The sequence below is a fragment of the Serratia sp. Res13-Sevr-LER1-36-b genome, from assembly GCF_015673035.1.
GTDB classification, from domain to species: domain Bacteria; phylum Pseudomonadota; class Gammaproteobacteria; order Enterobacterales; family Enterobacteriaceae; genus Chania; species Chania fonticola_C.
Window position 1 is genome coordinate 60,891 of sequence record NZ_JADACK010000031.1, and the last position, 18,593, is coordinate 79,483.

14 protein-coding genes and 1 riboswitch are annotated in these 18,593 nt (G+C 52.7%); of the genes, 9 read left to right on the plus strand and 5 right to left on the minus strand.

Annotated elements, in window-relative coordinates; all coding sequences use genetic code 11:
* Nucleotide 1: 1 nt before the first annotated feature.
* From IMQ33_RS20095 to IMQ33_RS20130, 8 genes are all read left to right on the plus strand, one after another.
* Nucleotides 2-1,384: a galactitol-specific PTS transporter subunit IIC gene (locus IMQ33_RS20095; RefSeq protein ID WP_024527641.1), complete on the plus strand. Its 1,383-nt coding sequence runs from the start codon at nt 2-4 to the stop codon at nt 1,382-1,384.
* A gap of 51 nt (nt 1,385-1,435) precedes the next feature.
* Nucleotides 1,436-2,485, plus strand: a complete 1,050-nt coding sequence (gatD, locus tag IMQ33_RS20100) for a galactitol-1-phosphate 5-dehydrogenase (RefSeq protein ID WP_065683964.1) — start codon at nt 1,436-1,438, stop codon at nt 2,483-2,485.
* Between the two features lie 128 nt (nt 2,486-2,613).
* Nucleotides 2,614-3,402, plus strand: a complete 789-nt coding sequence (locus IMQ33_RS20105; protein ID WP_024527643.1) for a DeoR/GlpR family DNA-binding transcription regulator — start codon at nt 2,614-2,616, stop codon at nt 3,400-3,402.
* Between the two features lie 123 nt (nt 3,403-3,525).
* Entirely contained in the window at nt 3,526-4,878 is a 1,353-nt protein-coding gene (gene gorA / locus IMQ33_RS20110) for a glutathione-disulfide reductase (protein WP_021181790.1), read from the plus strand.
* Between the two features lie 238 nt (nt 4,879-5,116).
* A riboswitch (M-box (ykoK) riboswitch) is annotated at nt 5,117-5,288 on the plus strand.
* Nucleotides 5,289-5,359: 71 nt separating this feature from the next.
* Nucleotides 5,360-5,539, plus strand: coding sequence for a hypothetical protein (locus IMQ33_RS20115; protein ID WP_161738622.1), 180 nt, complete (start codon nt 5,360-5,362; stop codon nt 5,537-5,539).
* Between the two features lie 26 nt (nt 5,540-5,565).
* Nucleotides 5,566-5,646 (plus strand): protein MgtS, encoded by an 81-nt coding sequence (gene mgtS / locus IMQ33_RS20120; RefSeq protein ID WP_255518653.1) that lies wholly within the window; start codon nt 5,566-5,568, stop codon nt 5,644-5,646.
* On the plus strand, nt 5,646-5,813 hold the full coding sequence (locus IMQ33_RS20125; RefSeq protein WP_158006201.1) for a hypothetical protein: 168 nt from the start codon (nt 5,646-5,648) through the stop codon (nt 5,811-5,813). The genes mgtS and IMQ33_RS20125 overlap by 1 nt, the downstream gene beginning before the upstream one ends.
* Before the next feature lie 148 nt (nt 5,814-5,961).
* Entirely contained in the window at nt 5,962-7,326 is a 1,365-nt protein-coding gene (locus IMQ33_RS20130) for a cation-efflux pump (RefSeq protein WP_196061853.1), read from the plus strand.
* A gap of 77 nt (nt 7,327-7,403) precedes the next feature.
* Here IMQ33_RS20130 and IMQ33_RS20135 read toward each other — a convergent pair whose 3' ends face one another.
* Nucleotides 7,404-8,792 (minus strand): amidohydrolase family protein, encoded by a 1,389-nt coding sequence (locus IMQ33_RS20135; protein WP_196061854.1) that lies wholly within the window; start codon nt 8,790-8,792, stop codon nt 7,404-7,406.
* A gap of 302 nt (nt 8,793-9,094) precedes the next feature.
* Here IMQ33_RS20135 and IMQ33_RS20140 point away from each other — a divergent pair, with 302 nt between their 5' ends.
* Nucleotides 9,095-10,642, plus strand: coding sequence for a hypothetical protein (locus tag IMQ33_RS20140; protein ID WP_196061855.1), 1,548 nt, complete (start codon nt 9,095-9,097; stop codon nt 10,640-10,642).
* Nucleotides 10,643-10,693: 51 nt separating this feature from the next.
* Here the strand turns inward: IMQ33_RS20140 and IMQ33_RS20145 are convergent, their stop codons facing one another.
* From IMQ33_RS20145 to IMQ33_RS20160, 4 genes are all read right to left on the minus strand, one after another.
* The gene (locus tag IMQ33_RS20145; protein ID WP_196061856.1) at nt 10,694-13,942 is read right to left on the minus strand and encodes a S8 family serine peptidase; all 3,249 of its coding nucleotides are present in this window, start codon (nt 13,940-13,942) and stop codon (nt 10,694-10,696) included.
* A 298-nt stretch (nt 13,943-14,240) separates the two neighbouring features.
* A complete protein-coding gene (locus IMQ33_RS20150) occupies nt 14,241-15,449 on the minus strand; it encodes an N-acetylglucosamine-6-phosphate deacetylase (RefSeq protein ID WP_196061857.1) in 1,209 nt (402 codons plus the stop codon).
* Nucleotides 15,442-16,794 carry an adenylosuccinate lyase family protein gene (locus IMQ33_RS20155; RefSeq protein ID WP_186531192.1) on the minus strand — a complete coding sequence of 451 codons (1,353 nt, stop codon included), beginning with the start codon at nt 16,792-16,794 and terminating at the stop codon, nt 15,442-15,444. Before IMQ33_RS20155 ends, IMQ33_RS20150 begins: the two co-directional genes overlap by 8 nt.
* A 12-nt stretch (nt 16,795-16,806) precedes the next feature.
* Complete coding sequence (locus tag IMQ33_RS20160) at nt 16,807-18,372, minus strand: PTS transporter subunit EIIC (protein ID WP_065683959.1); 1,566 nt, start codon at nt 18,370-18,372, stop codon at nt 16,807-16,809.
* Nucleotides 18,373-18,593: the final 221 nt, after the last annotated feature.

The window sequence follows — 18,593 nt, forward strand, 5'->3', positions numbered from 1 at the left end:
CATGTTTACCGACATCATGCGTTATATCCTCGATCTCGGCCCTACAGTGATGCTGCCTATCGTGATCATCATCTTCTCGCTGATTTTAGGGATGAAATTAGGGGATTCATTTAAATCCGGCATTCATATCGGCATCGGCTTTGTCGGTATCGGGCTGGTTATCGGCCTGATGCTGGACTCGATCGGCCCGGCGGCAAAATCGATGGCCGAGCAGTTCCAGATCAACCTGCACGTGGTGGATATCGGTTGGCCAGGCTCATCACCGATGACCTGGGCCTCGCAGATTGCCCTGATCGCCATCCCGGTAGCGATTGCGGTCAACATCGTGATGTTGCTGACGCGTATGACCCGAGTGGTTAACGTGGATATCTGGAACATCTGGCACATGACCTTTACCGGTGCCATGGTGCATCTGGCTACCGGTTCATACTGGTTGGGTATGCTGGGCGTGGTGGTGCATGCCGCCTTCGTCTACAAGCTGGGGGACTGGTTCGCCAAAGACACCCGCGACTTCTTCGGGCTGGAAGGGATTGCCATTCCGCACGGCACCTCCGCCTATATGGGGCCGATCGCCGTACTGGTGGACACCATTATCGAGAAGATCCCCGGCCTGAACCGTATTCACTTCAGCGCAGACGACGTACAGAAACGCTTTGGCCCATTCGGCGAGCCGGTGACCGTCGGCTTTGTGATGGGGCTGATTATCGGTGCGCTGGCCGGTTATGACCTGAAGGGCATTCTGCAACTGGCGGTGAAAACCGCTGCCGTGATGCTGCTGATGCCACGGGTGATCAAACCGATCATGGATGGCCTGACGCCCATCGCCAAGCATGCCCGTAAACGCCTGCAAGCACGCTTTGGTGGCCAGGAGTTCCTTATCGGCCTCGACCCGGCGCTGCTGCTGGGCCATACCGCCGTGGTCTCCGCCAGCCTGATCTTTATCCCGCTGACCATTCTGATCGCCGTGATCGTCCCAGGTAACCAGGTGCTGCCGTTTGGCGATCTGGCAACCATCGGCTTCTTTGTGGCCCTCGCCGTGGCGGTGCATCAGGGCAACCTGTTCCGCACGCTGATCTCGGGTTTTATCATCATGAGCATCACGCTGTGGATCGCCACCCAAACCATCGGGCTGCATACCCAACTGGCTGCCAATGCTGGTGCGCTGAAAGCGGGCGGCGTAGTGGCCTCGATGGACCAAGGCGGCTCACCGATCACCTACCTGCTGATCCAACTGCTCACCTGGCAAAACGTGGTGGGTCTGGTCGTTATCGGCGTCATTTACGCCATTGGAGTGTTCCTCACCTGGCGCCGTGCCCGTCAATTTGCCCAGGCTGAAGCCACCGCCAAGCAACAGGCCAGCCAAAGCCTCAACGCCATGTCCTAATCCTTCGGGGGAGCCCGCCTCCCCCAATCTATTCTCTACGGAGTTCAAGCTATGCAATCAGTCGTGATCCACACGGAGGGAGAAGTGCGCGTTGAAGAACGCCCTACTCCTGCTATTGAGGCCGCCGATGAGGTGTTGGTTCGGGTGGCGTATTCCGGGCTATGCGGTTCGGATATCCCCCGCATCTTTGCCAAAGGCGCGCATTTCTACCCGATTACCCTGGGGCATGAGTTCAGTGGCCGGGTCGTGGCCTGTGGCGAGCGGGTTACCGATCTGCAACAGCATGATGCCGTGGCCTGCGTCCCTTTGTTACCGTGCTTTAACTGCCCGGAATGCCAGCGCCATTACTATTCGCTGTGCAAGCATTACCAGTTCGTCGGTTCACGCAGCCACGGTGGCAACGCCGAGTTTATCGTGGTCAAACGCGCCAATCTGGTGAAATTACCTGCCAACGTCAGCTTATTGCAGGGGGCGTTTATTGAGCCCATCACCGTCGGCCTGCATGCCATTCAGTTGGCTGGGGGCTGCCAAGGCAAAGAGGTGATCATCATTGGCGCCGGCACCATCGGCCAACTGGCGATCCAATGTGCCCGCGCGATGGGCGCACGCAGCGTCACGGCGATCGATATCAATGACGACCGGCTCAAGCTGGCACGGCAGATCGGTGCAGAAAGCGCGTTTAACAGCGCGGAACTTAGCCCCTCCGAGATAGCCGAACGCTTGCAGGAAAAGCGCTTTGATCAGTTGATTCTGGAAACCGCTGGCACGCCACAAACGGTCGGACTGGCGCTAGATATCGCCGGGCCACGGGCACAAATCGCGCTAGTGGGGACGCTTCATAAGGACCTCCATCTGTCTTACAGCACTTTCAGTCAGATCCTGCGCAAGGAGCTGACGCTGCTGGGCAGTTGGATGAACTATTCAGCCCCGTGGCCAGGGGAAGAATGGCAACAGGCCATGAAGCTGTTCCAATCGGCGGATCTGGCTCTGGAGCCGTTGATTGCCAGCATCGATCGCCCGCAGCAATACGCCGCCAGCGTTGCAGCCCTGGCCGGTAAGCCGATGCAGGGAAAAATCATGCTCAAGCTTGGCGAAGGGTGATATTTAGCCAATGGCTGCACGGGTGCAGCCATTATTTTGCCTCAAATCCCATCTCCTTGATCTTTATGCTCCCCTTTCATATCCCTTTCGCATAAAATAAAAGCAAAACATTTCGATAGGTCAGGATGATGAACTCTTTTGAAAGACGAAATAAAATTGTCGACCTGGTTCAGCAGAACGGCAGCATCTTGGTTAGCGATCTTTCGAATTCCTTCGGAATTTCTGAGGTTACCATCCGCGCTGACCTGCGCCTGCTGGAAGAAAAAGGTCTGCTGATCCGCTTCCACGGCGGTGCAGCCAGGCCGGGCAGCCAGTTGGAGCAGGAGGCCGAGGTGCCGAAAACCACCGGTGAGGTCATCCTGGAGGAACGCTACCAGCTGGCTAAAGACCCGAAAAAGCGCATTGCCTTAAAGGCAGCAGCCATGGTCAATCCCGGTGATACGGTGATCCTCGACAGCGGCAGCACCACCATGCTGATCGCCGAAGAGCTGGTGAAGATGGGCAATATCACGGTGATCACCAATAACCTGCCCGCTGCCTTTGCGCTTTCCGACAATAAAGATATCACGCTGGTGCTGTGTGGCGGCACGCTGCGCCATAAGACGCGCTCCATGCACGGCTCCATCGCGGAGCTCTCCCTACAGGGCATTGCCGGTGACGTGATGTTCGTCGGGGCCGACGGATTGGACGCCACCAACGGCATCACCACCTTTAATGAAGGCTACTCGATCAGCGGCGTGATGGCTCAGGCAGCCAAGCGCGTGGTCGCGGTGGTCGATTCCACCAAGTTCGGCCGCAGGGGGTTCAACCTGGTGCTGTCGATGAGCCAGATTGACATGATCATTACCGATACCGGCATCAGCAGTGCCGATCGCCAAGCGCTCGATCGGGCAAAACCCGAACTGGTTATCGTGTAAAATCAACCGGGCAGAGGATCAAGCCTCTGCCTATTACAGCCATCGACGCAATCTTTGCGACAACCCCCAGTCAGGCGTTAAACTCTTACCCTTCTCGAATCACACAACTCATGGAAAACCCAGATGACGAAACATTACGATTATCTAGCAATTGGCGGCGGCAGCGGCGGTATCGCATCGATCAACCGGGCAGCCATGTATGGCCAGAAATGCGCACTGATTGAAGCCAAAGAACTTGGCGGCACCTGCGTTAACGTGGGTTGTGTCCCGAAAAAAGTCATGTGGCATGCGGCGCAGATCGCCGAGGCCATTCACCAGTACGGCCCGGATTACGGCTTTGATACCACCGTCAACGCCTTTGACTGGAAACGCCTGATCGCCAACCGTACTGCCTACATCGATCGTATTCATACTTCCTACGACAACGTGCTGGGCAAAAATAAGGTTGACGTGATCAAAGGTTTTGCCCGCTTTATCGACGCGCATACCGTAGAAGTCAACGGCGAGAAAATCACCGCAGACCATATTCTGATCGCTACCGGTGGCCGCCCGAGCCATCCGTCGATCCCTGGTGCCGAATACGGCATCGACTCCGACGGCTTCTTTGAGCTGGATGCCATGCCAAAACGCGTGGCAGTGGTAGGTGCTGGCTACATCGCGGTAGAAATTGCCGGCGTGATGAACGCGCTGGGAGCGGAAACGCATCTGTTCGTGCGTAAACACGCCCCGCTGCGTACCTTCGATCCGATGATTGTAGAAACCCTGGTTGAGGTGATGAACACCGAAGGGCCAACCCTGCACACCGAATCCATTCCAAAATCCATCGTCAAAAACGCCGACGGCAGCCTGACGCTGGCGTTGGAAAACGGCAAAGAGTTCACCGTGGACAGCCTGGTCTGGGCCATCGGCCGCGAACCAGCGACCGATAATCTGAACCTGGCAGTGACCGGCGTGAAAACCAATGCCAAAGGTTACATCGAAGTCGACAAATTCCAGAACACCAACGTGAAAGGCATCTACGCGGTAGGTGACAATACCGGTGCGGTTGAGCTGACCCCGGTTGCCGTTGCCGCTGGCCGCCGCCTGTCCGAGCGCCTGTTCAACAACAAGCCGGACGAACATCTGGACTACAGCAACATCGCCACCGTGGTGTTCAGCCACCCGCCAATTGGCACCATTGGCCTGACCGAACCGCAGGCGAAAGAGCAGTTTGGCGAGGATAAGGTGAAGGTTTATAAATCCTCCTTCACCGCCATGTACAGCGCCGTGACTCAGCATCGACAGCCGTGCCGCATGAAGCTGGTATGTGTGGGTGAAGAAGAGAAGATTGTTGGCCTGCACGGGATTGGCTTTGGTATGGATGAAATCCTGCAGGGCTTCGCCGTGGCAATCAAGATGGGCGCGACCAAGAAAGACTTCGACAACACCGTGGCGATCCACCCAACCGCCGCAGAAGAGTTCGTTACCATGCGGTAATGGTGCATTCCTAACTGTAAAACCGACTGTAAAAGGTCGGTTTTTGCTTTTATTCAGCTTATAAATGCTGATTTAGGCAAATGAATATCCCCGCCATAGTGTTTATATCACTGCAAAATTAACGTTCATTAAGATAAATCGTTCGTTTAAATATAACTTCTTAAATATCACCTCAACGAGTTGCCGATTTTCGAGCACTATCGCTCCCAGCACGCCTATAATCACCGCGTAGTTATATGCAGTATCTCGTTTGGCGAGGCTCCTATACAAACACAGGTTACTGATCTGACGACATCGAGAGATGCCCAAGGTTAAGACAGGCTTTATCGGATTAAGGTTCAGCCCAAGGTAACTTCTGAAATTTTTCAGATACGTTGTATAGTGCTAAAACCTGGACGCGGAGATAGGCTTTCTGCACTCCCCCTCTTTGGTTTACTCCCCTATGCGATGCACTGTTGAAGTTTAAACAGCAATAGGGTCAATGACTTCCAGACTCCTCAGCAATGACCGCTACCGCGCCAGCAGCACAGGCGGGCCAGCCATTGCTAACTCTTTGAACGCTGACTTTTTCACCGCCGCAGATACCCTGACGGTGAATGAAGCCAGAGACTACGTTGCACACTTACTTTTAACCACAGAGGTCGTTATCGATTACAGTTAACCGAGGATAAAATTATGGGAAATATGATGTTTTTTATGGGGTTTTTGTTTTTCATCAGCTCAATGGGGCTGATCGCAGCCTATCTGAGCACCAAATGGGATGACTAATGAACGAAAAAGATCCGCCTAGCATCATCCTCCCCGTAGCCTCATCAATCATTGCGGGGAGGATGAATAACCGCAATAAACTGACGGTATTTACCGCGCGTGATAATGATGATGATTTTTATTCTTGGGTTGCTGTACGCTATTTTTATGATCTCGGCAGGTATTAATGAGATTTATTTACATTCCACCGGTCAAACTGCATTTCTTTCCTGTTTATTGCTGACAGCTACCGCAAGCTTCCTGCTCGTCGCTTTTGTCTGGCAATGTTCCGTAAAAACCAAACGCTGATTTTTTAATTCAACTATGAGCTGTGCTATGCAAAATCAAAAACAGGCCGTCGCCCGAAACTCGATGATTATCAGCGGATTGTTGGCGTTAGGTAAATTTATCGCAGGTATATTTACCGGCAGTATTGGCCTGATATCCGAAGGTATCCATTCATTTACCGATTTTATTGCCACCAGCATCACCTGGTGGGCGGTGAGCGTCAGCGATAAGCCTGCTGATGATGACCATCACTTCGGCCATGGCAAGGTTGAGAATCTGGCAGCACTGTTTGAGGTACTCCTCCTGTTGGCGGCAGGCGGCTGGATCGTCTTTGAAGCAGTAAGCAGCCTGATAGGTGAGGCAAACCAGATTGTGGCTGCACCGGTAGTGATTGCGGTACTACTGGTGTCTATTGTGGTTGATTTCTTCCGTGTCCGGGCCTTGAACCGCGTGGCCAAGGCCACCAACAGCGCGGCGCTGGAGGCCGATGCTCTGCATTTCTTCTCCGATATGTTGTCTTCTGGCGTGGTGCTGTTGGGCATGGTTTTTGTGCTATTTGGTTTTGCCCGTGCGGATGCGCTGGCAGCCCTGATCGTCGCCTGCTTTATCCTGACTGCCGCCTTGAAGCTAGGGAAACGCTCCTTTGATTCCCTGATTGATACTGCACCGGCTGGCACGCGGGAAGATATTGCTACCCTGCTTAACGATTTCCCAGCGGTGTTGTCTACGGAGAATATTCGCCTGCGCAGTGGCGGAGCCACGCTGTTTATCGAGGTAAGCGTCGGGGTATGCCGGACGCTACCGCTTGAGCGGATCAAGGAGTTGAAGCAGACAGTTACCGCCAAACTTGAACAGCAATACGCCAACTCGGAAGTGCGGGTGATTGCCATCCCTCAAGCCAGAAGTGATGAAGATCTGGCAACCCGTATTCGCATGCTGGCCGCCAACCATGGGGCCGTGGTGCAGAGCCTTTCGCTACAACAATTGGCAGACCGAGTGGCCATCGGTATGGATCTGTTGGTTCCGGCCAATGCCAGCGTAGAGCAGGCGCATGATATCGCCAGCGAGGTGGAGGAGGCTCTACACCAGACGTTGGGCGAAAATACGGAGATCGAAACCCACCTGGAGCCCCAGATGCTGGATTGGCTGGCTAGCCAGGATGTGGAACACGGCGAACTGGCGAAGATTGAACAAGCATTGACGGTTTCAGCGAAAAACAGCGGATTGGTGCAAGACATCCATGATATCCGGGCGCGAGAAACGCCACAGGGCGTGATTGTGAATTTTCACTGTCGGGCCCTTCCGGCCTTGTCGATTTCTGCGGTGCACGATGCGGTGGACCATATTGAACGGCAATTGAGAATGCAATTCCCGATGGTATCGCGGGTGGTTGGGCATGTTGAACCGCTGTGATCCCTCACAGCGGAATGATTTGTCAAAACGCGGAAAGGGCTAATTCAATTAGCCCTTTCTTTGCCTTATAAGAAAACTCACTTCGCCACCAGCTGGTTTTTTACTATCTGGCCGTCTTTCATAATGACAGTCAGGTTTTTGCCAGGATCGGCCAGCAGGCCGATATCAGCTATCGGATCGCCGTTGACCAGTAATAAGTCAGCTAAAGCGCCGACTTCGACAACGCCCAGTTTTCCTGGATAGGGGTTGCGTCGATCTGATAGTGCCAACAATTTTGCATTATCAGCCGTCGCCATTTTGAGCACTTCGGCTGGGGTGTACCACCGCGTCATGGTAGAAAGCTGAGAGCCTTGCCTGGCTGCCAAATTGGCATCAAATAACACGTCCGTGCCAAATGCGACTTTCACACCGTATTTTTTTGCCAAGCGATAGGCATTATCCGTTCCGGCAAACACTTGTGCTGCCCTGGCTTGTCCGGCTGCATCGGGCAGTTGATTGGCGTTTTCATCAGCCAAAAAAGGTTGCAGACTCCACCATGTTCCCGTATCTGCCATCAGCTTTGCCGTTGCATCATCGGCTAGTTGACCATGTTCAATCACTTTTGCACCAGCCTGAATGGCATTACGAATGGCTTCCGGGGTATATGCATGGACTGTCACATAGGTCCCCCAATTCGCCGCTGCCTCAACTGCGGCATGAATTTCATCGACACTAAGCTGTACCGTATCTATCGGGCCATAGGGAGAAGAAACGCCGCCGCCCCCGGTCAGCTTGATCTGGCTGGCTCCTTGCAATAATTGCTCTCTGGTACGCTTGCGAACCTCACCGGGTGAATCCGCTATCGCTGATATGCCAACTCGCTCTGGATAGCTCAATTGATCAGGGGTAGACGGTATCTCTGAAAGCATACGAAAATCACCATGCCCCCCCGTTTGTGAAATCATTGCCCCCGATGGCCAGATGCGTGGCCCTTTGATGACGCCATTATCAATAGCGAGTTTTAAGCCAAACGCTGGACCACCCAAATCGCGAACGCTGGTAAATCCACGCATAAGTGTTGATTCTGCTTCAGCACCGGCCAGCAAAGTAATAAAAGTTAACGGAGCCATTGATGCCTGTGCCATGGTAGGGCGCACCATAAAGGTATGCCAGTGAGCATCGATAAGGCCAGGCATCAATGTTTGACCATTACCAGCGATATGCACTGCATCAGTGGGTGAACTAATCGGTTGGGAAGAAATTTGAGTAATTTTATTGCCTTCAACGGCCACATTCATCTTGGCAGTTAAACTTGTGCCGTCAAAGATCCGCACATCCTCGAAGATGGTCATTGTCGATTGAGCAACGGATAATGAGGGTTGGAGCAGGAGGCCGGTCAGACATGTGGCCAAGAATGTTCTTTTGATTGGATCTAACATCAGTAATGCCCTCTCGAATCCCTGAACCAGATAGTGTTTATTATTCATAACCGATAGATTCTTCCTCTGAGATCCAAAAAGAGCACGGGAAGACTTTAGTCTCGATAGAGTTTAGAACTTTTTTATCTGGTGAGTGAAAAACCCCCCATTAAAATGCAATGTATTAATTCTTTTCAGACAAAACTAATCGCTTTCTAGGGAGAGGAAAATAGCTGGCAGCGATAGAATACTGGAAGTGATAATCAGAGCCGAGGAGGTTGTTGCAACCGCTCCACCCAGCTCACAGACAACACTCACCATTTTCTATACTCTCAGCTATCCGACTCCAGACCAGACGTTGAGATGCCTTGGTGAACAGTTTTGACCTGTCATTGTTGAAATATATTCAGGAACACAGCCCGGTGTTAATCGAGGATGTCACCTCCAGGTTTGGTAAAACCACGTCGACGCTGAAGCGCTCCATGAAGGAGATCAACGAGTTCCTGGAACCAGATTGCCACCTGCATATCGATGGGCTGTGGATCGTCACAGCGATCGGCTACCGGGAATACATCGCCTTTCTGGAGCAGATCCCGTTTAACCGCTACATCACCACCGCCGATGAACGCATTAAAGATCTCAGCGTGGCGCTCTGCCTGCAGGACGTGGTAAACAAAAGCGAGTATTACCGCAAGTTTAACGTCAGCCCAACCACGCTCAAAAACGATAACCAGGCGCTGTCGGCATTTTTACAGGCCAATCATCTCACCGTTACCGCCATTCCCAAACAGGGCTCGCGGCTGGATGGCGACGAGATCCTGCTGCGCATCGCCATTTGCCTGACGATCCTGAAAACCATCGAGATCGGCGAAGATCACCTGCTGGTGCCGCACAAAGCCAACGAGCCGATTAACCGCTCCATTGCCACGCAGTTCTTAAAGGTGTGCCAACAAGAAATCAGCGCCGCCGCAGAGCTGTACCAACAGCGGCTGAGCCAGCGGATCACGCTGGGCTATAACAGCAAAAAATACTTCCTGGTGTATATGAGCATTGCGCTACACCGCATGCGGCGCGGGCATTTCATCACTCACAGCGATAACCTGAGCTTTATTCAATCCTCTGACTTTGGGCTGCTGGATGGCGAGCACGAAAATCGCTTTCTCGACCTGCTGATTTCATCGCTGACCTACACCTGGCGGCCGTTCGATATCTACGATCCCACGCTAATTTCACTCGTTGGCCGCCTTTGTGAAACCCTGACCTCGTTGCTGCGGGCAGAAATCCACAACCGTTCGCCCTTCTTCGCCGAGATCTACCAGTTCGTCTATTCGACCATCGTACAAAACAAGTTCAATCTCTACTTTGACGATAAAAAGCTGCATCAGGTGCAGACCCGGCACGCGCTGCTCTATCAGGGCGTCACCCAGGCTACCGCGCCCATCGCGCAGCACTATCAAACCACCTTTTCGCCGGTGCATCTGTCCACGCTGGTGTTGATCCTGAAGAAATACGAGCTGCAAAACCGAGTCCACAGCGAGGAGAAAAAACGCGTCATTATCGTGACCAACTCTTCGGAAAGTAAGGTGGGCTATTTCAAGGAGGTGTTGAAGTCGCACTTCCATATTGAGATTGTTGGCTACGTGAATATCAATGAGATACACACGCTCAAGCAGATCCCCTTTGATTTGCTGATCACCTTCACCAATAAAATCTCGAGCTATCTGAAGTATTATCAGTGGGATTACATCAAGGTGAATTTCTATCTCAGCCGCGATGATATCTCGCTGCTCAGCCAGCACGGGCTTTCCCGGGCGAAGAAGAAGATCCCGGCAGAGGGGTTTATTCAGGAGATTGAAGGATTGGATCGGCAGCAGCTGCGCGCCGTGCTAGAACAGAGATATCCTGACTTTTTCATTTGATCGGGAACAACCACCAGCCTTGGCCAGTGGTTGTTTTATCGCGTTATAACTCTAGAAATCGATTTTTAACTTGGCGTAAAAGCCGTTTGAAGTGATATCGCTATTATAGGCACCGGTGTATGACAGACCGAAGGTGGTTGCTTTACCGAGCTTGGTTTCAATACCTAACCCCACGCCAACCAGGTTAGATAATTTGCCACCCTGGATCCTGGCTACTCCGCTATCTGCAAGAGACATTGTCGCTTCTGGAGTGGTATCACCGAAGAAGTGGGTACCATACAGATCGCCTTTCACTGCCATATCCAGGTTAGCCAAGGTAAATGGCACCGCGGTACGCACGCCAAGGGTGGTAACCTGCAGATCCTGGTTATCAACGTTGGTGGTAAACACCATATTGTTAACCGTTTCCACATAGCCGTCGGATTTGATATGCATCCAGCTGATACCGAAATAAGGCTCAACAGAATAGCTATCGGTATTGAATCCTGAATAGGCCGCTTCTGCAAACAGCTGGGTAATATCCACATTTGGGGAAACAGAATTTGTGCCAACCTGATCGAGGACACTCAAAGTACGATTAGCATCACGATCCTGCTTGGTGTACATCGCACCATAATTCAGCGAAGCCACATCAGCGATTTTGGATACGCCGTAAACCCCGAAATGCAGGTCGTCACTGTCGATTTTACCGCTGCTTCCCCCTTTGAAATCGGTGCTACCCGCCCCGAAGTACAGCCCGAGTTTAGTGCCGCTGCTCACATCGATTTCACTGCCGATTAAGGCCGCGAAGAAATCGACGTCCATGCTGGATTGGCCGTAATCCACATTAGACCAGCTACCTATAGGTGCCATCCAGAAGCGACCCGAACCATCGGCCGTTTCGACATAACGCCCTCCACCTATGCCAACCGCCTGATCCTTGATAACACGGGACATAGTCATTGAATTAACGATGCTGGCATTTTGCGTATTGAGGTACATATCATTGCCGAGTGAGTTGTAGGTATTACTAACCTCCTCGCCAGATGCCATAAGCAGGGAGTTGAAAAGTATCCCCCTACCCGTGCCCTCAATCGTATTGGCAATAGAGCGGCCATTGTGGTTTGAAGCGTAAGAGGCAAACGTCACATCATCATTGCGGCCAAAACTGGCGGTGAGGGCATTACCAGAAACCTCGACCTGGGTGTTGAAGAACGCGTACTGAGGTGTGGCAATGGCCTTATCAACACCGGTTAAGGCATCAGCGGTGACCGTGCCAACAGCGACGGTGCCATTATTAAACACGTCTGCGTACACGTCCCTGTCGTTGGAGCCCACAGTAATCATCGAACCATCGTTAAAGGTCAACTGACCCACATTGACATGTTCATCCGTGCTGACGACGTAAGTGCCCCCGGCATTGACGTCAATATTAGCCTTATGGCTTGCTGTCGATGTCAGTGGCCCCTTCAGCGTAAACGTATCGTTATAGTGGCCAATGACCCCGAACTTACCGCCATTCACCGCCACGGTGCCGCTACCAAAGGATTCAGTGAAGCCATACAGGGCGCCGTTCTCCACGGTGGTATTCCCCTGATAGCTGTTATCACCGGTCATAATCAACGTACCCGCACCGAGTTTAACCAGGGAACCGGTATAGAGATCGGCGTCAATTTTGGCCTCAATAGCAGCAGCACGCGCTGCGTAATAATCCTGCCGCCATTTCTCTGCATCCTCCTGGCTAACGATATGATCCGTCGGATCGCTGTTACCGTCATTGACTACGAAGCTATTACCCAGCTCATAGGCTCCACCTGCCGCAATACCCTGATTTTTATAGTTCTGTAGCCAGGCCAAATCTTCTTGTTTACGCGCATCCAGCGCTTGCTGGCTGATGTTATTACTCCAGACATCAAGCGGTGTTGTGGCCATGTTGTATTCAACCTTGCCAAGGAACTGACCGGGCCCATACATACCTTTATCAAGATCGGGCACTCCCCAGCCGTAGCGAACATCGGGAACGCCGTCAGCCGCAGTCCAGTTGGCCAGCGTACTACCGTCTGGGTTCTGGTGGCTGGCAGTGGTGAACATCACATCACGAACCTGAAGAGCGCTCATATCCTGATAGCGTGATAGCAGTACGCCCATGGCACCAGCCACATGGGGAGCCGACATGGAGGTACCTGATGAGTTCCCCCAGCCCGGAGCCCCGGTTGTCGCATTCACCGTGGTTGAGTAGATGCCATTTCCCGGCGCAGCCACGGTCCACCATTTGGCCTCACCAGCCTCATTCCAGGTATAAGAGAGGGAGTATTTATCGGTACCGGTTACCCGTTGCAACCCGGCAACAGCAATCCAGTGCTGCTCGGCTTCAGGGTGATAATAAGGGTAAAGTGCACGATAGAATGGATTGGCAAAATCGCGGTTGCCCGTGGTAAATATCTGCACCACCGTGGTGCCTTTCACGGCATCATAGGCAGCATCAACAAAGGACGGATTATCTCCGTAGACTTTATTGAAATAAAAGTACTCATATTCTGACTGGGTCATGTTATTGGCCGGTATATGCACACCGGTATTGCCACCGTCACTGCCGGTTGACCCGTTGTCGACAATACGAATGTTGGTGCCCCAGCTGTTGTTAATCACCTCTGCACCGGAATCAACCAGCGCTTTCCAACCGGTATAGAAGTACTGATAATCCTGGAACGGGCCATAGTTATTGCTATCTGTGCCACCGGTATTAGCGACATAAATATTGGATCCCCAGGCAACGCCGTGCATGCCTTCACCATCACGATTAGCCCCAACGGTGCCGGTTACGTGGGTTCCATGGCCATCGTTAACACCGGCTACCCATTGGCCGCTGATATCAAATGCTTCACCCTCGATATATTCGCCCTGTAACCCCGGAGCCGACTGTGGGTAACGCAAACCGGACGAACCGTAGATGCCATTAGCCTGGACTGCATGGAAGCGATCGCCGTTAAGATCTTGATGAATAAATAACAAAGCACCAGAATCCATTACGCCAACGTTAACCCCTTGCCCAGAGTACCCCAGCGCATAGGCGCTGGATGCTTTCATCGCAGTTATGCCCCAATCCCTACTGTATTCCTCTGTTTCCCAACTGGCTTTATCGCCAATCTGCCCTGTTTCCACATAAGCTGCGGTGGCCACACCGGCCATCGGCGAGATTGCGGCGGAAATGGTCAAGGCAATGAGTGACTTGTTAAGCGTTACTTTTTTCCCCTGTTTTTGATTTATTTTGTTGGGTTGTTGACAAGCCTTGTGAAAAAATACCTTTGAAATCAAATTCATGTTGATATTCCTTTCAATAATGCTCACAGAGATATTTCTTTGTGCCAAGTTGGCCACACCTTTTTTATTGATTTGTATACCATTTCAAACGAGCACCCGCAGTTTGCTCACTTTTTGAACTGACACATATTGATAAATATCAACATATTTTTTTACAGTCCCTCAAATAATTAGATTATGTGACGGCCTTCATCAATAAAATCGCCGAAATTTTTTGAGGTTGTACCGCTGGGAGTTTTGGCTAGGAGGGATTGGAGGGCACAACGGCCAACCAACGTTGGCCGTGCATTAGGCAAGGTTACAGTGTCTGACGAACGCCCCGGCAGTAGACCTCCACCAGATCCAACCCTTCATTCAGCACCAGAATATCGGCATCTTTCCCCAGGCAAAGTGACCCTTTCCGGCTCTGCGCGCCCGCCAGAAACGCCGGGTTTTCGCAAGCGATACTGGCGACGGAAACCAGACCATTATCCAGACGATCGACGATGTTCTTCACCGAATCGAGAAAGTTCATCTCCAGTTGCTGGACCGCACCGTAGTCACAGGGGCAAACGTGGCGCGTATCGCCACCGTCTGAGGTAATCTCTAACTGCCCCTGTTTGATACGGAAGGTCTCTTTGCGCAGGTAATGGTGAAACTCATAGCCTTCCGGGAAATCAACATAGCCCATACAGTCACTCATCAGCACCATGCGCCGATCGCGTTTCAGGCGATAAAGCAGATCAAATGCTTCCGGTTTGATGGTGATACCGCTCTGTTTCGCAACTTCCGCATAGGTATCCTGATAGTACATCAGCGCACCAACCACCCCGAGCTCACGGTGATGGAAGCCACGCATCCCGCTATAAGCGTGGGTGAAGTGATTTAATCCCGCCTCTATCGCTGCCGTAACCTCAGCAAAGGTGGCATCGGTATGCCCTGCCGACGCGGTGATCCCCTGCGCCCGCAGATGGCGAATCAAATCCAACGCCCCTTCCAGCTCTGGCGCTAGCGTCATCAGGCGGATGTTACGGCCCGCCAGATGGTTAAAACGCTCGAATCCCTCAACGCTTGGCCGTTGCAGGCAGTCGGCTCGCTGCATACCGAGGTGTTTTTCACTGATGTAAGGGCCTTCCATATGGATACCGATGGCTTCGGCCCCGTTCGCTGGCGTTGCCGTGGCAATATAGTCGGCTGCCTCCATTAACGACGTCTCAAGGAAATCATTTGGCATCGTGCCGGAGGTGGGCAGGTAAGAAGTGACACCAGCCTTGACCAAATCGTGGCTCATCCACTTCAGCGACGCCTTATTGCCCTTGTAGCCGAACGAACCCCGCCCCCAACCGTGCACATGGATATCGACAAAGCCGGGCATGATGATCCGCTCGCTATGGTCGATGCAGCTACCGGAAAAGTGGCTGACAAACCCGCTGACTTGCCCTTGCTGCACCAATAGATAACCGGCCTTGATACCGTCGGGGAACACGATCCGGTTGGATTTGATAACTCCGGAGCGCTGGTCATCCATGGCTTCTCTCCAAGACCCGGTCTGCCAGTTCATCGGCCAAGACGGCGCAAAGGCCAGTATAAGCACCGGGATCCAGCAGCTCCGCAATCTCCTGCGCCGTGAAGTTTTCGGCCATGACCGGATCCTGGCTTAGTATTTCACCGTATTCGAGGTGTTCATGGGTGCTGCGCATCGCCATGGTGTAAACCAGCTCATGGGCCGGATCCTTACCCAGCTTATCCACCAGCTTCATCATGATTTTCTCGCTGTTGATCAGCCCGTGCGTCAGCATCACGTTTTCATGCATCCGCTCAGGGTTAATCACCAGCGTGCGCGTCAGCTCCTCCGCACGCAGGATAATCTCGGCCATCAGCTCAATGCTTTCCTGTAGGCTGGCATCAAAGATAAAATAAGCCGAGCTGTCCGCCTCAAACGGCCTTGGACAGACGTAGAGCACCGCCGTCATCACCGAATACAGCTTCTGGGCGTTGGCAATGATGCCCTTTGCCAACTTGGGATTGACCTTCTGCGGCATGGTGCTGCTACCCACGGTGCCTTTGGTGAACGCCTCGGAGACTTCGCCAAACTCCTCGCTGGACGTCTGATAAACCTCTTCGGCAATTTTATGCAGGGTGGTTGCCAGCAAACACAGGTTGCTGATGTACTCGGCGCGGAACACTCTGGCGTTACGTGAAGGCACCAGCATCGAATGCATCCCGAGCTGTTCGGCGACCAGATCCTGCACCGTCCTGCCCGCTTCCCCCGTGGCGTGAAAGGCCCCCACGGCACCGCCCATCATCACGGTGAAGACGCGCTTTTCTGCCTCTTGCATACGCTCCACCGCCGCCAGCAACTCATAAATCCACACGGAAACCTTATAACCATAGGTGATGGGCAAGGCATGTTTGCCATGAGTGCGCCCCGCCATCAGGGTATTTTTATGTGCCTTTGCCAGGCGAGCCAGATTGACCAACGTGTCATCGACAAACTTCATAAGATGACGGTGGAATTTCTGCACGATCAGCAGATGGGCCGTTTGCTGTATGTTTTGGGTCGTCACGCCGTAGTGCACGTACTTGCCGCTTTCTGCATCACAAGCTTTGACCAGCACCTTGATGACAGGAACAAATCCGTGGCCAATCTGACGCATCAAACGGTCGATCTCCGCCAGATCGATCCGCTCCAACTGGCAGTTGGCGGCGATATTTTCTGCCGCAGCAGCAGGGATCATACCGACCTTAGCCTGGGCCATCGCCAGAGCGCCTTCCACGTCTAGCCATGACTGCACCCTGGCTTCATGAGTAAACAGGTCTTTCATACCCTGATGGTCGATGGTTTTACTTTTGGAATCATAAAGTGCGCGCATGCTGTGTTCCTCTTAACGTTGCTGGATGCCAGCAAGATTGTCATCTACCGCGTTACGGACAAACTCGACGTGTGGCCCGAAGACAACGTGAATATGGTTGCTGGAGGGAATAAAGGTCCCCAATGAGCCCGCCTCTTTCAGCAACTCCATGTTCATCAGCTTCTGGTCGCCAAGGTCGATACGCAGCCGCGACACACAGTTTTCTACCCGCTTGATGTTCTGCCTGCCGCCCAGTCCTTCTACGACCAGCTCCGCCACCTTGTCGTACTCTTTGTTATTGAGCAGTGCACTGTCCGCCATCTCTTTCTCGCGGCCTGGCGTTTTGATATCAAACTTGCCAATGGCGTAGCGGAATACGCCATAGAACACCACAAAGTTAATCGCGCCCAGCAGCAGCAGGTTCGGCCAATGGGTGTTTTCGTACATCAGCCCAAAGATGCCGAAGTCAAAGATGGTGCCGCGAATATAGCCAATCGAGACGTCCAACATTTGCAGAGGAATGGTTAACAGGCCGCACAAGATCGCATAGATAACAAAGAGCTGCGGCGCAATAAATAAGAAGGAGAATTCAAGCGGCTCGGTGATATTGCCGAGGAATGCCGTCAGCACCACGGTCAGGATCATCCCTTTGGCGAATTTCTTGTTTTTGAAATAGGCCATGTGGTACATCGCCAGCCCGATAGCCGGGACGCGGAACAACGTGGTCAGCATCTGCGACGACGCCAGGTAGCTGGACAGCGTTGGCATGAACTCATTCCATGCCGGATGGTTAGGCCCCAGTTCAAACAGGATCTTGTTCATGGCGGGAAGAATGCCAACGTAGGTTTGCCCATCAATCAGGTAGGTGCCACCCGCTTCGGTAAAACGCACCGTCGAACTCAGGACATGGTGCAAGCCAAACGGGATCAGCAAACGGTTCAGGGTCATGTAGATCCCGGCACCGATGTTCGGGGCCATCATCACGGTCGAGATACTCCGCATCCCATAGGTAAACACATCCCACACGAATGGGATCAGCAGGCCGACCGGAATGGTGAAGGCAATCGATAGAATGGCGACCGACTTCTTCCCGCTAAAGAAGGCAAAGGCCAGCGGCAGTTGCAGCCGATAGAATCGGTCTGTCACCTTGGCGGCAAGCAAACCGGCAATGATCCCTCCCAGCGCCTCTATTTTCAGCGTGTGGATGCCGAGCACCATGCCCTGCCCGACCAGCGCCATATTCTCCGTCACCAATTGGTCCATCACTTTCAGATGCACGTGCATGGAGATCAGTAAGGTTAGATAGGCGATGACCGAAGCGAAGACCGCAATGCCCTTTTCCTTCTTCGACATGCCATAAGCGACCCCCATGGCGAACAGCAATGGAATATTCTGGAACACCACGCTGCTGATTAATCCCACCGAAGAGAGGATCGCCTTGCAGTAGGCATTGCCCAAAAACGGCAGTTTATCGATCATATACGCCTGGCCCAGCGCGCTACAGATCCCCATTAGCATCCCCACCGGGGCTAACACGGCGATAGGCAATAATAGGGAACGCCCAAACGTCTGTATTTCGTTTTTAAAGTTGGATTTCATTATCTGGCCCCTGGTTTACTTTACCTCTCTATCAAACAATGCCGACGCTCCCGCCATCAAGGCCAAATACTGGCCGATTCAAGGCTCATTTTTTGCCCGTCAAAAAACAGGGCGAAGGCCGAAAACAGGAGCTCACCTGACCACCATACTGCATATGTATGGCTACCAGCCTTCTGGCCTAGCCCTTATCCCCTGTTTTTTGCACAGTCTTCTGCATCTGG

Excerpts from the sequence above, each read along its gene's own strand:
- gorA (WP_021181790.1), top strand. The coding sequence starts at position 3,526 with ATGACGAAACATTACGATTATCTAGCAATTGGCGGCGGCAGCGGCGGT.
- IMQ33_RS20095 (WP_024527641.1), top strand. The coding sequence starts at position 2 with ATGTTTACCGACATCATGCGTTATATCCTCGATCTCGGCCCTACAGTG.
- gatD (WP_065683964.1), top strand. The coding sequence starts at position 1,436 with ATGCAATCAGTCGTGATCCACACGGAGGGAGAAGTGCGCGTTGAAGAA.
- IMQ33_RS20115 (WP_161738622.1), top strand. The coding sequence starts at position 5,360 with ATGACTTCCAGACTCCTCAGCAATGACCGCTACCGCGCCAGCAGCACA.
- IMQ33_RS20130 (WP_196061853.1), top strand. The coding sequence starts at position 5,962 with ATGCAAAATCAAAAACAGGCCGTCGCCCGAAACTCGATGATTATCAGC.
- IMQ33_RS20145 (WP_196061856.1), bottom strand. The coding sequence starts at position 13,942 with ATGAATTTGATTTCAAAGGTATTTTTTCACAAGGCTTGTCAACAACCC.
- IMQ33_RS20105 (WP_024527643.1), top strand. The coding sequence starts at position 2,614 with ATGAACTCTTTTGAAAGACGAAATAAAATTGTCGACCTGGTTCAGCAG.
- IMQ33_RS20155 (WP_186531192.1), bottom strand. The coding sequence starts at position 16,794 with ATGCGCGCACTTTATGATTCCAAAAGTAAAACCATCGACCATCAGGGT.
- IMQ33_RS20125 (WP_158006201.1), top strand. The coding sequence starts at position 5,646 with ATGAACGAAAAAGATCCGCCTAGCATCATCCTCCCCGTAGCCTCATCA.
- IMQ33_RS20150 (WP_196061857.1), bottom strand. The coding sequence starts at position 15,449 with ATGGATGACCAGCGCTCCGGAGTTATCAAATCCAACCGGATCGTGTTC.
- IMQ33_RS20135 (WP_196061854.1), bottom strand. The coding sequence starts at position 8,792 with ATGAATAATAAACACTATCTGGTTCAGGGATTCGAGAGGGCATTACTG.
- IMQ33_RS20160 (WP_065683959.1), bottom strand. The coding sequence starts at position 18,372 with ATGAAATCCAACTTTAAAAACGAAATACAGACGTTTGGGCGTTCCCTA.
- mgtS (WP_255518653.1), top strand. The coding sequence starts at position 5,566 with ATGTTTTTTATGGGGTTTTTGTTTTTCATCAGCTCAATGGGGCTGATC.